Source organism: Dyadobacter sp. OTU695, assembly GCF_038440355.1.
Classification (GTDB): domain Bacteria; phylum Bacteroidota; class Bacteroidia; order Cytophagales; family Spirosomataceae; genus Dyadobacter.
Genome location: NZ_JASATN010000011.1, coordinates 119,391 through 134,279, shown reverse-complemented (window position 1 = coordinate 134,279; position 14,889 = coordinate 119,391). Strand labels below are relative to the sequence as shown.

The 14,889-nt window shown below is 50.4% G+C and carries 11 protein-coding genes; 10 read left to right on the top strand and 1 reads right to left on the bottom strand.

The genetic code is table 11. The annotated features are described in order from the left end of the window. The first annotated feature begins 93 nt into the window (after positions 1 to 93). On the top strand, positions 94 to 2,466 hold the full coding sequence (locus AAHB90_RS20175; RefSeq protein WP_342087002.1) for an ABC transporter permease: 2,373 nt from the start codon (positions 94 to 96) through the stop codon (positions 2,464 to 2,466). A gap of 116 nt (positions 2,467 to 2,582) precedes the next feature. Continuing rightward, positions 2,583 to 4,985: an ABC transporter permease gene (locus AAHB90_RS20170; protein WP_342087001.1), complete on the top strand. Its 2,403-nt coding sequence runs from the start codon at positions 2,583 to 2,585 to the stop codon at positions 4,983 to 4,985. Here AAHB90_RS20170 and AAHB90_RS20165 read toward each other — a convergent pair. Continuing rightward, a complete protein-coding gene (locus AAHB90_RS20165; RefSeq protein ID WP_342087000.1) occupies positions 4,982 to 6,226 on the bottom strand; it encodes an MFS transporter in 1,245 nt (414 codons plus the stop codon). The two genes, AAHB90_RS20170 and AAHB90_RS20165, sit on opposite strands and share 4 nt — an antisense overlap. A gap of 230 nt (positions 6,227 to 6,456) precedes the next feature. Here AAHB90_RS20165 and AAHB90_RS20160 point away from each other — a divergent pair, with 230 nt between their 5' ends. The 8 genes from AAHB90_RS20160 (at position 6,457) to AAHB90_RS20125 (ending at position 14,832) form a co-directional block, all read left to right on the top strand. Continuing rightward, positions 6,457 to 6,918, top strand: a complete 462-nt coding sequence (locus tag AAHB90_RS20160) for a hypothetical protein (RefSeq protein WP_342086999.1) — start codon at positions 6,457 to 6,459, stop codon at positions 6,916 to 6,918. Between the two features lie 70 nt (positions 6,919 to 6,988). Next, positions 6,989 to 7,843 carry a winged helix-turn-helix domain-containing protein gene (locus AAHB90_RS20155; RefSeq protein WP_342086998.1) on the top strand — a complete coding sequence of 285 codons (855 nt, stop codon included), beginning with the start codon at positions 6,989 to 6,991 and terminating at the stop codon, positions 7,841 to 7,843. An 8-nt stretch (positions 7,844 to 7,851) separates the two neighbouring features. Next, positions 7,852 to 10,260, top strand: coding sequence for an ABC transporter permease (locus tag AAHB90_RS20150; protein ID WP_342086997.1), 2,409 nt, complete (start codon positions 7,852 to 7,854; stop codon positions 10,258 to 10,260). 234 nt (positions 10,261 to 10,494) lie between these two features. After that, a complete protein-coding gene (locus AAHB90_RS20145) occupies positions 10,495 to 11,157 on the top strand; it encodes an ABC transporter ATP-binding protein (RefSeq protein ID WP_090151138.1) in 663 nt (220 codons plus the stop codon). A gap of 20 nt (positions 11,158 to 11,177) precedes the next feature. Then, positions 11,178 to 12,491, top strand: coding sequence for a TolC family protein (locus AAHB90_RS20140; RefSeq protein ID WP_342086996.1), 1,314 nt, complete (start codon positions 11,178 to 11,180; stop codon positions 12,489 to 12,491). A gap of 240 nt (positions 12,492 to 12,731) precedes the next feature. Further along, positions 12,732 to 13,391: a hypothetical protein gene (locus AAHB90_RS20135; RefSeq protein WP_342086995.1), complete on the top strand. Its 660-nt coding sequence runs from the start codon at positions 12,732 to 12,734 to the stop codon at positions 13,389 to 13,391. A 7-nt stretch (positions 13,392 to 13,398) separates the two neighbouring features. Continuing rightward, a complete protein-coding gene (locus AAHB90_RS20130) occupies positions 13,399 to 14,070 on the top strand; it encodes a hypothetical protein (protein ID WP_342086994.1) in 672 nt (223 codons plus the stop codon). Positions 14,071 to 14,136: 66 nt separating this feature from the next. Then, positions 14,137 to 14,832, top strand: coding sequence for a GDSL-type esterase/lipase family protein (locus AAHB90_RS20125; RefSeq protein WP_342086993.1), 696 nt, complete (start codon positions 14,137 to 14,139; stop codon positions 14,830 to 14,832). The last annotated feature ends 57 nt before the right edge of the window (positions 14,833 to 14,889 follow it).

Genomic DNA, 14,889 nt, shown 5'->3' with positions numbered 1-14,889 from the left:
GAGGATGGAGGAAAGGGAGGATGTTTTTTTCTCCCCTTCCCCCCTTTCCTCCCCTTCCTCCTCTCCTCCCTTTCCTCCCTAAAACAAAACATCATGTTAAAAAACTACCTGAAAATCGCCATCCGTAACCTTTGGAAGCACAAGCTGTTTTCTTTCATCAACGTTGTCGGCCTAGGCCTCGCGATGGCTTTTTGCTTTATGCAGCTGATCCAGGTGCAGAGCAGCTTTGAAAAGGACTCTTTCCATCCCTATCCGCAACGCACATTCCGTATCCTCACGGATGCCATTGACAATGTTGGTGAAAAACATTCCCTCGCGTCGACGCCATTTCCGCTCGGACAAAAGCTGGCCGATGGCCAAAGTGTGGTCGAAAAGACGGTGCGCATCAACCGTTCCTTTGGTGGAAACCTGAGTAACGGCATTAAAACGCTCCGCACTTACGGACTTTACGCAGAACCCGCATATTTTGAAATATTCGGATTCCCGCTTGAAAAGGGGAAACCCGCAACCGAACCCTGGACGGCCGTGCTTACGCACGACATGGCGGAACGGTACTTCGGCAACGCCAACCCGGTAGGCAAAACCCTCACAAGCAAGGAAATAGGAACGTTCACTATTACCGGCGTTTTTAAACCAATTAAAAAATTCCGTACCCACTTGAATGCTGATATCGTAGTATCTATGGCTACCTTGCCGCTGGTGCGAACCGATATTAAAGCCGACGACTGGCTCAGCTACAACACCTACACATTCGCTCTGCTTACCAAAGGCTCGTCCCGCGCAGATCTCGACCGCGCGCTCGCGCGCGCGTCCACCGAAAGTCAGAAGACTGCCCGTTTCAAGGATATCAAAACGCACTCATTCCGCAGCCAGGCATTATCTGAAATTTCACCTGACTGGGAAGGACTGCTGGATAATCCGTCCGTAGAGCCCATCTGGAAAATGGGTGTCAGCCTGCTTATTCCACTTATCATTATCGTACTGGCCGGTTTCAACTACATTAATCTCACACTCACGCGATCGCTCAGCCGCGCACGTGAGGTGGGTGTACGCAAGGTCGCAGGCGCGAAAAAGTCTCAGCTGATCAGCCAGTTTCTTGTCGAAACCACCGTGATAGCTTTGCTCGCTTTCGTGATTGGGTACCTCGGGCTGGTGCTTTTGCAAGAGTATGTTCAGGTAGGCTGGCTAACCTGGGAGGTAAACGATACGCGCATGCTTTGGGCGATCTTTATCGGTTTTACACTGTTCACCGGCTTTCTGGCGGGTCTTTTGCCTGCACGGATATTGTCGTCCTACCAGCCTGTACAAATCCTGAAAGGTGAAATGGCGCCCACAAGTCTGGGTAAATTCGGTTTCCGGAAAACCCTCACCATTATCCAGTTCGTGGTCGCATTGGTCTTCATGACCGGTACCGGCATTATGAACAGCCAGTTTGAATATATGGCTAACGACAACCAGAATTTCAACCGGAAGAACATCCTGAACATTCCGCTGGTGCCCGACAGTGATTTCAAGCTCCTCGCCAATGAAATGAGCCGGGAAGCGGGCGTGAGACGCGTGGGCCTCACCTCCGCCACGCTGAATGAAGGTGCGGGAAAAGCTAAACTCGCACCGTTGTCAGAGCAAAACTCTCCGAATCGCGTGGAAGCCTATATTTATTCCTCCGACGGGAATTTTATTGAAAATATGCGACTGCAATTCATCGCCGGTGAAAACGTGCCCGCATCCACTGATACGACCGTTCATTTTGCGGTCCTGAACCAGAAAGCGGCGGAGTCGCTCGGCTGGAAAAATTTTAGGGAGGCTGTGGGACAAACCATTATTCTTAACGAGACGAAGGTGATCGTGTCGGGAATTGTGAAGAACTTTTGCTTCATGCGTTACGAGCTGCCGGTAGTACCGCTGGTACTCGCATTCGATCCGCGGGAAACCAAGGTACTTTCGCTGGAAATAGCCCCGGGAGCCGATCGCGACCGCCTTGCTGCTGCATTGGGTAAAACGTGGAAACGGTACCACCCGCACGAATCGTTTGTGTATTCCTGGTATGAAGAACAACTCCATGACGATTACCTAGAAAACGAAGATCAGAAGATCACAGATTTGCTGGTGCTGGTCGTGTTCACAATCGCTGCGATGGGCTTACTGGGAATGGTCACCTACTCCACCGCCAGACGTGTGAAAGAAGTAGGCGTGCGAAAAGTAATGGGGGCCAGCACGGCACAGATCATGCGACTTCTATCCGGCTCATTCGTAAAACTGATCCTGATCGCTGCGGTCATCGCAATGCCGATTGGCTATGGGCTGGGTTCGCTGTTTCTCAATATTTTTACCTACCATCCCAGTCTCGGCCCCGGCGTATTCCTGACATGCATTGGCAGCCTCGGGGTAATCGGCCTGCTCACAATCGGCATTCAGACTTATAAAGCAGCGACTACCAATCCGGCAGAGACTTTGAGGAATGATTAAGGGAGGAAAGGGAAAAGGGAAGAAAGAGACAGTGTGGGGAGCTTGCGCAGTGTTAAAAATAGTTAAACACCGCGACACTGATTTTCAGCAGCTTAAAAATCGGTTAGTTTTGAAACATGCTGAAAAACTACTTCAAAATCGCCTGGCGGAACCTTTTGAAACGCCGGTTTTATTCGCTGGTTAGCATTCTCGGGCTCACCGTCGGGATGACGTTTACCTTTTTAATGATAAGCTACCTCCGGGGCGAATGGCAGGTCAACCGCAATTTGGCTAATGCACGTAACCAGTACATCGTCCGAAGCCAGTGGACCGACCCTGATATGGGAATGGACCTTACCACCCTCGGGCCGCTGGGAAAAGCGCTGAAAACAGATTACCCCAATCTGGTCGCCAACTACTATCGCTACGACGCCATTACGGTAGCCGTATCGCGGGGCGACAAGCATTTCAGGGAAGATGTGCAGACGAGCGATTCTACCCTCCTTGCCATGTACGGCTTCCCGCTGCTGCACGGGCACGCAAAAACGGCATTGAATACGCCCAATTCGATCGTTATTACCGAAAATAAGGCCATGAAATATTTCGGCCGGGCGGATGTCGTGGGTGAATCGCTTACCCTGCATAATTTCCTGGGCGGCAAGCAGGAGTACCAAATCACCGCAGTGATGAAGAATCCTCCATTCAATTCGGTCACCCATTTGCTTAGCAGCGAAGCCGAGATTTTCTTTCCTTTCAGCAGCCTGGAAGGCCGTAAAGGCTCGGAAGACAACTGGAACTTTGCGATAATGGTTACCTACATCGAACTGAAAGACGGCGTTACCCCAGCTGATCTCGCCAGGCCCATTGCACAGGAGCTCGCAACGCACGCGCCGGAAGCCGTCAAAGCTAACCTCAAAGTCTACCTTACCCCGCTCAACGAATATTACCGCGAAGCGAACAATGGCATTGTCAACAAGATGATCCTGACCCTTTCAGGCATCACCTTCTTTATTTTGCTGATGGCGATTGTCAATTTTGTGAATATCTCAATTGGCAGTTCATCCTCCCGTTTGAAGGAAATCGGCGTCCGGAAAGTGCTTGGCAGCCTGAAACGGCAGCTTATCGGGCAGTTTCTGGCGGAATCCATCCTGCTGGCATTGTTGGCGATGGTACTTTCCCTGGGAATGTACGAGCTGTTACGACCTGTTTTCAGCGATATTCTGGGCAAAGAAGTGGCATCCCTCTGGTCGCTGATGCCCTATGCGCTGATTGTACCGGTATTGATTGCCGTGCTCGTCGGATTACTGGCTGGCTTGTACCCCGCGCTGGTACTTTCGCGGATTCCCTCCGTGGAGTCAATGAAGGGCAAACTGAAGTCGGTTAGGGACAGCGTTCTGTTCCGGCGCTCGCTCATCGCTGCACAATTTGTCATTGCATTGTTTGTATTTGCCGGCGCCGGCATTGTGGCGCGACAAGTCGATTATTTTTTTAATAAAAATCTGGGGTATAACAAAGAATCATTGGTCACCCTGGGCGTTCCCCGCGATTGGACGCCCGGCGGGCTGGCTAAAATGGAACAGGTCCGCGACGGCCTGGCGAGACTCAAAGAGATTAAAAACATCAGCCTTTCCTACGAGATTCCGAATGGGAACGGGGGCAATAGTAGCTTCTACAAGCCCGGCCAGGATTCCACAAAGGCCGTTTCGGCCACCTTACTGCGAACGGATGTCGCATATGCGCAAACGTATGATGTCAAACTCATAACGGGCGAATTTCTCCAACGGCCGAACACCGCCTACCAGCCCGACCGTATCGTCATGAACGAAACGGCAGTCAGATCGCTCGGGTACGCAAGCGCGCAGGAGGCCCTGGGCCAACAAGTGCGCGTACATTCCTATCCAAATCCTTTAACTATCGTGGGTGTAGCACAAGATTTCCACTTCGGATCCATGCACCAGGCCATCAAGCCGTTGGTATTCGCTGATGTCCGCGGCACCAATTTCTACCGTTACCTGAGCATCCGTCTCAACCCGGGCAACATTGGCCGCTCTATGGCGGCCATCCAGGAAAAATGGCGGGTGCTGATGCCCGATGCCCCGTTTGAATACGTATTCGTGGGTGAATCCCTGCAAAAGTTATATCAGTCTGAAATTCAGCTAAAAAAAGCATCCAGCGTCGCCACGGTCCTTTCCGTGGTCATCGTGCTTTTGGGCATTCTGGGTATGGTTTCGCTTAATGTAGCCCGTCGAACACGCGAAGTAGGAATTCGTAAGGTGTTGGGAGCAACCAGCCTGCACGTCGTAATGTTGTTCCTGAAAGAGTTTCTGGCAATCCTGGGCGCGGCGATCCTGGTCGCATTTCCATTAGCCATCCTGCTGGGCAATCAATGGCTGAAAAACTATGCCTACCGTATCGAAATTAGCTGGGAGGTATTTGCAGGCATTGCCGTGATATTTGGAATGACCATCACCGCACTGGTAGGCGCGCAAACGTATAAGGCCGCGATCACGGACCCGGTGAAGAGCTTGAAGAATGATTAACTCAACTTCACCGAAAACAAATCCTTCGAGCGCAAATAGACCCAGGTGACGACGATGAGCGTCAATACGCCTCCCATCATAACGGAGGGAACGGTGCCGAATGCCCTGGCCATCACGCCTGACTCGAAGGCGCCGAGTTCGTTGGAGGAGCTGACGAATATTCCGTTGACGGCAGCCACGCGGCCGCGCATTTCATCGGGCGGGTAAATTTGAAGGATTGTCTGGCGTATGATAACGCTCACACTATCAAACACGCCGGTTGCAAACAGGGCCGCGCAGGAAAGCATAAAGCTGGTAGAGGCAGCAAAAACCAGCGTGAAGACGCCGAACCCGGCCACAGCAACGAGCATATTGCGCCAGGCGTTGTGTGTCGGGGGAAAATAGGCCATCGCAAACATCGTTAGCATCGAACCTATGGAAGGAGCCGCGCGCAGTAACCCAAGTCCTTCCGGGCCGACTTTCAGGATGTCCTCCGCAAAAATAGGCAGCAATGCGATTACACCGCCGAAAAGCACCGAGAACAGATCTAAGGTCATGGCATACAGCACAATGCGCGTTCTAAAAACGAATTTAAAACCCTCTTTGAGGCTCTCCACAATCGGCGTCACAATTTTCGGAAACTCGGGGCGGGTTTTAACCATACCCAGCAAAACCCAGCAGATCAGAAAGTTGATTATAACGATCAGCAACGTGTCAGTAAGCCCCAGATAGGCGTAGAGAAAACCCGCCGCGGCCGGCCCGACAATGGCACCCGCCTGCGAAAAAGAACTGCTCCACGTAGATGAGTTGTGATAGATCGTCCGCGGCACCAGAAAGGGTTTCAGCGAGCTTGCCGCCGGCGAATAAAAGCCTTTCGCAAAGCCTATCAAGCCAAAAACTGAATAGATGACCGCCAGGTGCTGCCATTCCGCAAGCCTACCGTAGACACCCGGCTGAAAAGCTGTGTAGAGAATGCCCGAACCCAGCAAAATCACCACCAGGCTAATATGCATGATCGTGATTTTGTTTTTCTGATCGGCCACATAGCCTCCAAACAGCGATGTAAAAATGAACGGGATTGCCTCCGCCAGCCCTACCAGTCCTAATGCGAGCGGATCGTGCGTTGTTTTATACAATTCATATCCCACGATCACTTCCTGAACGCGGATTGTGGCAGAGAAAAGGAAAGAATTGGATACAAAGAACCGAAAGTCAGAATAGCGGAGTGCTGCGTACGGGTCGTTGGAGGCTACTGTTTTCAAATCCGTGTTTTGGTGTGATAAAAAAGCAACATCAGCGACCGGAAAGAATGTTCTGCTTTAACTGAAAATTAATGTGTTTTACCCACGGAATGCTATAAAAGGCTGTTAAAATTCCAAATCCAATGTTTTACATTTCGTTTACAATGTTTTACAGGCTTTTGTTTGTACAGCTGCCTCGCCTCGGTACTTTTGAGCGCTTCCTACTGCATTCACCTAAAAACAAGTCCTGTATGAATATCAAAGCCATTAGAATCATCCCTGCAATGATCCTGCTATGCTCGTTGCAAGCGTCGGTTGCATTACCGAAATCATCCGATCCGGCTGATAACAATCCATTACTCGTAAACGGGAAAGTAGTTACCACCGAACAATTCGCCTATGTTACCCGCGGTGTGCTGTCCCTGGTGAAGGCTGACCCGGTTTCGGATAAGCAAATACCCGTTCCATTCCTGATTTATCTGAAACGTAACGGCAAGATCGTGGACGCGGAGGCCTATGCGCACAACCACGCGGTGATGTATTACGAGGTCGCCGAAATACTGAAATTCGCACAGGTCGGCGATCAGTTGGTGGTCGATCCCGTGGGTTCTGCCGATAAAGCCGCTCAGAAAGTAATTACCATTAAAAACTCGCAGATTGTTCCGCAATTCCAATGGTTTTATGTTTTAAATCCGAAAAAGGACAAATGCTGAAATTCATTAAATTTGGTAATTGGTTCCAGCCGGTATGATGGGTTATTTGAAGGGGATTTGCAGGGGATTTATGTTGACCGCCTTATGCGCCGGGCTGTCGGGCATGGCTGTGGCTAATAGCGATGCAGTTCGCTTCTCTGAAAATGTCAATCTGTCCCTCAGGCGCACTGTTCACCTCCTGCTCCGTGCCAATGGTGATTCGCTATCGGCGATCCCGCCGGTAAAGCAGTCGGATGCCAACACTTTTTCGGTACAAATGGAGCGGATGTTCGACTACGACAAGCTGCCTGAAATCTTACAACAATCCTTCGACTCTTACCATATCGACCGGCCGTATAGCGTCACCGTATTGGACTGTAAGACCAGCGAAGTAAAGCTGGGTTACCAGTTCTTCGACCTGAAACAGCCTGGGGGCGTCCCTTGCATGGGCCGCTCGCGCGATGAGGGATGCTATATGCTGCAAATCCGCTTCTCACCCGAAGCTCCAAAACCCAAAACTTCCGGCAATGCCTGGTTACTGATTTCGGCCGGCGGTACATTGGCGGGGCTTGGTTTTATTGCCTGGAACCGGTCGCGACACAAAAGAAAACCGGAAAATGACTCGCCTGAAGTCTCTGCTCTGCATTCGCGGATTGTATTCGGTAATTCGTGGCTGGATACCGCCAACCAAACGCTTTGCACGAGCCAAACTACCCAAACCCTGACGTTCCGTGAGGCCAAATTGCTGGCCTTGTTCGCCAGAAACATCAACCAGGTTTTGGAAAGGGATGCCATCCTGAAATCGGTTTGGGAAGATGAAGGCGTAATAGTCGGCCGGAGCGTCGATGTATTTGTTTCACGCCTCCGCAAAATGCTGGCCGCTGATCCACAAGTCAAAATCACTGCTATTCACGGTGTAGGCTACAAAATGGAGGTTCATCTCTGATAAAATCCATGTTCAAAACCTTTCTTAAAATTGCAGCGCGTCAGCTCTGGCAGGGACGGCTGTATGCGGTGATCAACGTCATCGGCCTGGCTGTCGGTACTGCGGGTATGCTTTTCGCCGCCCTTTATATCAGCGATGAAAGCTCCTTCGATCACTTTCACCGCAATAGCCCGAATCTGTACCGCATCACCAGCACCTATCGCGAGCACGGCGAGGTGATCGTTACCGGTGGCACAGGGCAGGTACAAGGGCCTGCTTTTCAGGCACGTATGCCTGAGATCTCGCATTATGCGCGCGTCATGGGCGGGGACATTTACGGCGATGTGCGGCACGAACATAATGCCTTCAAATTACAACTACTCTTTGTGGACGCTTCGTTTTTTGACGTGTTCACATTCCCGCTGCTGCATGGCGACAGGCGTACTGCATTGCAAAACGTCAATTCGGTAGTCATTACCAGACGAACGGCCCTCAAACTCTTCAACCGCACCGATGTGACCGGCGAGCTGCTGCAAATGGACGCCGATCCTTCCGCAATGCGACTCGGGAAACCACTCGTCATTAGCGGTGTAGCCGAAGATCTGCCTGCCAACTCTTCGGTTCAGTTCGACATCCTGTTTCCTTTCGAGTTCATGAAGGTATCGTTCGACGATGCAAGCTGGTTGAACGCCTACCTGGGAACATTCGTCGTGCTGCGCCCCGACGCCCTGCCAGGTCAGGTGGTCCGGAAATTCAACCGCATTGCAGGCACCTTATCACAAACCCAGCGCAAAGACCATCCGGAAACTTCCGCCATTACCTATGGATTACAAAAAATGACCGACATTCACCTGAACGGTCGGGAAATACCCAACCAGAACGGCGAATCGGGCATTGTGAACACGAGCCGTCCAATTTACGCCTATATTTTCGTCGGCATGGCAGGGTTTATTTTGCTGATGGCGAGTATCAATTTTATCAACATTCATATTGCCTCCTCGATGAAGCGCGCGAAAGAGGTAGGCATCCGGAAGGCGACCGGCAGCGGCCGATGGGCGATTATCATACAGTTCCTGGGGGAATCTTCGCTACTAATCGCCGTGTCGATGGTTATGGCCCTGTTACTGGTCATTTTGTTCATGCCGTCTTTTAATCATTTGTCGCAAAAGGCGATACGGCTTACCGCACTCTGGAGTCCCGGTTTGCTCGCTTCGATGGCCGGGGTGTTCCTGGTCAATATCGTCTGCGCCGCGCTGTACCCGGCCTGGCTGGTTTCGAGGTTGAGCCCGGTGGAAACACTTTATTCGAAAATCAGGCTTGGTGGCCGACATCGCACCGGTAACATCCTGATGGTCTTCCAGTTTGCGATGGCGATCCTGCTGGGCATTGCGAGTGTCGTATTTTACAGGCAAATGCATTTTATACGCTCCAAAAATCTCGGTTATAATCCCGATCAGATCGTTAAAATAGCTATTCAGGGCGTGCGCGATGCACGTCAGATCCATAACCGTTTTCGAAGCGAACTGGCGGGTGATCCTGCGTTCCGGGCAATTTCGCTTGCGGGCGAATTTGGGAACCGTGATGTAGTGGTGAAGGGGCAAAAAATGCTCGCAAGTGTGCGTACGGTCGACGCGGATTATCTCCCGATGCTGGAAATGAAGTTGCTCCAAGGCCGTAACTTCTCCCCTGCGTTTACATCCGACGAAACCTCAGGGGTATTGGTGAATGAAGCCTTTGTCAAAAAGGCGGGCATTACCGATCCGATCGGTCAGACATTCATGCCTGACGACTATTTCGGCAAGCAAGGCCTGACCATCCTCGGCGTAGTGGGCGACTTCCATTTCAATTCCCTCAAAGAACGCATCGGGCCGATGATCATGCCGATGAGCACGCGCTATGGTGGCGGAGAATTATGGATCAAGATTATTCAGAACAGGGAGTATTATGCCATTGAGAAGCTTGAAAAGACCTTCAAAAAGATACTGCCCGACGCCGTTTTTGAATACACATTCCTGCACGACGCAAACGCCCGCGCCTATGCAACGGAGCTACGCTGGCAGCAGATCATCACGATCGCAACAATCGTCGCAGCCCTTATTTGCAGCCTGGGGCTTTTCGGGCTCGCACACCTTGCCATCGCGCAACGCAGGCGCGAAACGAGCATAAGGGTCGTACTAGGTGCTACGGGCTACGACATTGCCCTTGGCTTTTCCCAAAATTTCATCAAGATCATCGTCACTGCGATCGTGATCGCCTCCATGGCCGGGCATTACCTGATGCATTCCTGGCTCGATCAGTTCGCCTACCATGCCGGCTTGCCCTGGTGGATATATGCCTGCTCCGGAGCCGTGGCGCTGGTGCTGGCGTTGGTTACCGTGTTCGCACAGGCATTACGGGCTGCCGCAGTCGATCCGGTAACGGTTTTACGGTCCGAATAACCACCTTTTTCTCCGGTTGGCGCAGTATCCTGCATGCGTCCGATTGCGTACACATTTTGTACGGTATCGGACGTATGCGCGTCCGCATCAATTCAAAAACATATGACAATCAGCCAATTAGTCTTTTGGCAAGGCTTTTTAAAATAGGACTGGCATAAGAGAGGCGGATGTAAGCATTTGTTTTTAAAACAGGTTGTCCGTAATTACATACCAAATCTCAAACTTCAAATTTTTATGATCCAGTTAGAAAAGATATCCAAATATTACCCGGCAGGTTTTGGCAAAACATACGTGTTGCGCCACATTGATTTGAATATTAAAGAAGGTGAATTTATATCGATTATGGGGCCTTCGGGCTCCGGTAAATCCACGCTGTTACACATACTTGGTTTGCTGGAAGAACCGTCCGAGGGTGAGTACCTGTTCCTCGATGAACCGGTCCAGAAATTATCCGAAAAGAAACGTACTGAATTGCACCGCCACCACATCGGTTTTGTGTTCCAGGCCTACCACCTCATCGACGAACTGACGGTTTATGAAAACATCGAGACGCCGCTTTTGTACAAGGGCACGTCGTCGTCCGAGCGCAAGAGCCGCGTAGCCGAATTGCTCGATCGCTTCAATATGGTCGCAAAAAAAGATTTGTTCCCGCACCAGCTTTCGGGCGGCCAGCAGCAGCTTGTAGGTGTAGCCCGCGCGATCGTGCACAATCCAAAAGTGATCTTCGCCGACGAACCGACAGGAAATCTGCATTCAGAGCAGGCGATCGAGATCATGGAATTATTTCAGAAACTTAACCAGGAAGACAAAGTCACCATCGTTCAGGTAACCCACTCGGAATTGAATGCGGGTTACGGCAACCGGATCGTACGGTTGAAGGACGGATGGCTGGCGTGACCTAACTCAATCTATTAGCCATGAAACGTTTTATTTTACTTTTCTGCCTCCTGCCGTTACTCGGGCAGGCGCAAACCAAGCTGAGCCTCGCCGATTGCGTAGACCTGCTGGCAAAAAACAACCTGCTTTACCAGCAAGGATCGTTGCAGGCGGAAGCGGCACAGGCGCAGTTGCGGCAGACAAAGTCACAGATTTTCCCGCAGATTTACATTACGGCTGACCAGAGCCTTAACCTTGGCCGGAGCATTGACCAATATACCAATGCCTACATTGATCAGCTTTACAGCTACAATTCGATCAGTACCGGTTTTCAAATGCCCGTGTTTCAGGGCGGAAAACTACAAAATCAAACGCGCCAGGGGACATTGCTCAAAGAATCGGCCATAGAGAACCGGACTGCCGTATTGAATGCACAGACCATCCTGCTCATGCAGGGCTATGTGAATGTACTGGCAACGAAGGCATTGCTGGAAGCTGCCGACCAGCAGGTAGCGTCATCGCAACAGCAGGTCGATAAAGTGCAAAAACAGGTAGACGCAGGAACTGCCGGGAACAACCTCCTGGCTGAGATAAAGGCCCAGCTTGCGAACGACAAATACCTGCAAGTGACTGCGCTTAGCAATTATCGAACGGCTCGTTTGGCATTGTTTCAGAGAATGAATGTCACACCCGACGACAATGTAGAATTCGAACCTTTGCTGCCTAAGGAGAATGTAGCACCCGCTGCGGCCAATGCGCTGGAGCTTTATGAAAATGCCTCCAAATCGTTCCCCGAGATCCGTAGCGCCGAGCTGAACCGCCAAAGCTACAAGTACCTCGTTAAGTCGATCAAGGCGCTTAATTTCCCCTCGCTGAACCTCAGTACCAATGTACGGGCATTCTATGCCTCGACGAACGATAACCTGGATTATTTCAAACAATTGAATGCGACGCGAAACGGCTACATCAACCTGGGCTTGAACATCCCGATCATGGGCCGCTGGGTAACCCGGCCGCGTGTGGAGCTGGCCAAAGTGCAGGAGCGCCAGGCCCAAAATACGCTGGACATTACCAATCAGCAACTCCGTCAGGCGATCGAAACCGCCGTACTGAACCTGAATGCCATGGCTGATAAACATGCTGCGGCCGAAGGACAGGTAGAATCGCTGGGAGCCGCATTCGCGGTGGTCGAAAGCAAGTTCAATGCGGGTGTGTCCAGTATTTTTGAATACACGCTTTCCAAAGCGAAACTGGCACAGGCACAAGGCATTGCCATTCAGACTAAGTATGATTATCTCATGCAACAAAGATTACTACAATACTACCGTCAGGGCAACTGGCAGGGGGTATTTTAGGGGGCTTTAAGCTCTAAGCAATAGGCCGTAAGCTGTAATAGTTACGACATTTTAAAGGGTTCAGCTTATAGCCTAAGGCTTAAAGCTTACAGCCCAAAGACTGTTAGGTTAAATTTGGTATCGGTAATTCTTAGAGGCAGCCAGGCGCATTGGCTGCTTCTTTTTTTGTTAAATAAATTTAAATAATTAGGCGGTTACATTATGGTTTGTAAATTGGTGCTACAACTAATTCAATGGACCATGAAAAAACTTTTTCTATTGTTACTGCCGGGGATGATGCTGCTGGCAGGGAACGCGGAAGCGCAGTTTGATAAAGGAACAAGGCACTGGGGCGCTACCATCAGCTTTTCCGGTAACACCCAGGTTTACAAATCAAACACCGGCACTGAGGCAAAACTGGGGAACCAGAGTCTCAGCCCCTCTATCCAGTTCGGGAAGTTCTACAAGGACAACACCATGTTTGGGCTGCGCTTCACCCCATTTTTCAGTTTTAACAAGCAAAGTCAGGACGGCTGGGGAAACGATTACGACATTCATAACAACTTCATGAGCTTGACGCTTTCGCCCTTTATCCGCCGGTACAAATCCCTCGGTCCAAAATGGGCGATCTTTTTGCAGCCGGGTTTAAATCTCTCGTACCTGAGGGGCGCCACGAAGGGGACCGATACGGAAAAGGAGCACAATGACGGTTTCGGAGCCGGAGCCTACATTTTGCCGGGCATCGTTTACCGCATAACCCCGCGTTTTGCGCTCGAAGCAGACGCAAATGTACTGTCGCTGAACCTCAACTACTCTAACCTCAATAGTATCAACTCTTTCGGGTTTAACGCCGGGTTCACATCAAACATCCAGCAGTATTTCAGCATAAGAGCTTCATGGTATCTTACCACATCAAACTAAATCAGCTATGAAAAAGATATTACTTCTTACGTGGCTTCTTGTCGCAATTTCGATCAACGCCACTTTTGCTCAATACGAAGGAAAACGATTTGTTTCTGCCACAGCGGGGATTAATTTTTCTAATCAGAACCCCTCAGAATTCCCGTCGACGAACGGCTACGGCTATAATTTCTACGCAGGTTTTGGAAAATTCCGTACGGCAAACAGGGCCAGTGGCTGGAACCTAAGCTCCTCGCTGGGCGGTGGTAAGAGTATCATTTACAACAATGGTAAAACGGATATCAATAGCGGACTCACCGGATTTGGTGTTGGTACGGGTTATTTCTGGCAGTACTACAAACACTTCAATGACAAGCTCGGCATTTTCGGAGGCCCGAATATTAACGCACTATACGATTACGGAAAATCCTATGGTTCTCCGAATGCGGATTCTGAGCAACGGAGCAACAATTTTTCGTTACAATTCGGTGTTTCGGCAGGAGCTTACTACGCATTGAATGAAAGTTGGTGGCTTACCGCTTCGCTTGGCTTTGGCAATCTGATTTCGACCACTGCCTCGTTCGCAAAAACCAAGAGCACCACAGAGACTACGCGAAACAATACTTTCGACTACAAGTTATCCCCCACTATCACCGTCCCATCTGTCGGTCTTGGCTTGCGCTACTTTTTTAAGGATTAATCATTCCAAAACACATTAAAATCCCAGTGGATATGGCTTATAGAGCCATATCCACTTTTATTTATAATGAAAAAACACCTTCTCATTGTCCTCATCGCTGCATTCAGCGCGTGCCATAAACCACAAACAACCAACCTTGCCGACCCTTGGGAGCCTGACTACGAGGTCACCCGTTCGGAAAATGCTATTAAAGAATTTGAGAAAAGAGACGCGGAGCACATGCCTGCTCCTGGCGGAATAGTTTTCACAGGCAGTTCTTCATTTACCAAATGGGTGAATGCCGACAAAGATCTCGCCCCGCTACCCATTATCAACCGCGGCTTCGGAGGCTCTACGCTGCCGGAAGTGATCCATTATTCTGATCGCACGATTACCAAATACAAACCGAAGACCGTCGTGATCTATTGTGAGAACGATATGTTTGGGAAAAAACCGAAGTCGCCCGAGCAGGTGCGCGATGCGTATGTGACGCTTGTAAAAAAGCTTCGCGAGAAGCTGCCGGACGTGCAGCTTTACGGCGTGTCGCTGAAACCTTCACCGTCGCGGTGGGCGAAGCGCGAGGATGTGATCAGGGCCAACAAACTGATCCAGGATTATATTCAAAAAGATAAGAACCACCATTACATCGACGTGTGGCCGGTGATGCTCAAAAACGGCCGCCCGGATGGCGCCATCTTCGTGAGTGACAGCCTGCATATGAACGAGGAAGGTTACAAAAGGTGGACAAAAGTGTTCCGCCCGATACTGGAAAAATCAGTCTGAAAGTATCCTGCGCTTTGTGGTTTTTTACAAAGATTTTAAAAGAATAAATAAGGGTAT

What these genes read in the sequence shown, in the direction of transcription:
- AAHB90_RS20175 (WP_342087002.1), top strand. Translation starts at nt 94, where the DNA reads ATGTTAAAAAACTACCTGAAAATCGCCATCCGTAACCTTTGGAAGCAC.
- AAHB90_RS20170 (WP_342087001.1), top strand. Translation starts at nt 2,583, where the DNA reads ATGCTGAAAAACTACTTCAAAATCGCCTGGCGGAACCTTTTGAAACGC.
- AAHB90_RS20160 (WP_342086999.1), top strand. Translation starts at nt 6,457, where the DNA reads ATGAATATCAAAGCCATTAGAATCATCCCTGCAATGATCCTGCTATGC.
- AAHB90_RS20155 (WP_342086998.1), top strand. Translation starts at nt 6,989, where the DNA reads ATGTTGACCGCCTTATGCGCCGGGCTGTCGGGCATGGCTGTGGCTAAT.
- AAHB90_RS20150 (WP_342086997.1), top strand. Translation starts at nt 7,852, where the DNA reads ATGTTCAAAACCTTTCTTAAAATTGCAGCGCGTCAGCTCTGGCAGGGA.
- AAHB90_RS20145 (WP_090151138.1), top strand. Translation starts at nt 10,495, where the DNA reads ATGATCCAGTTAGAAAAGATATCCAAATATTACCCGGCAGGTTTTGGC.
- AAHB90_RS20140 (WP_342086996.1), top strand. Translation starts at nt 11,178, where the DNA reads ATGAAACGTTTTATTTTACTTTTCTGCCTCCTGCCGTTACTCGGGCAG.
- AAHB90_RS20135 (WP_342086995.1), top strand. Translation starts at nt 12,732, where the DNA reads ATGAAAAAACTTTTTCTATTGTTACTGCCGGGGATGATGCTGCTGGCA.
- AAHB90_RS20130 (WP_342086994.1), top strand. Translation starts at nt 13,399, where the DNA reads ATGAAAAAGATATTACTTCTTACGTGGCTTCTTGTCGCAATTTCGATC.
- AAHB90_RS20125 (WP_342086993.1), top strand. Translation starts at nt 14,137, where the DNA reads ATGAAAAAACACCTTCTCATTGTCCTCATCGCTGCATTCAGCGCGTGC.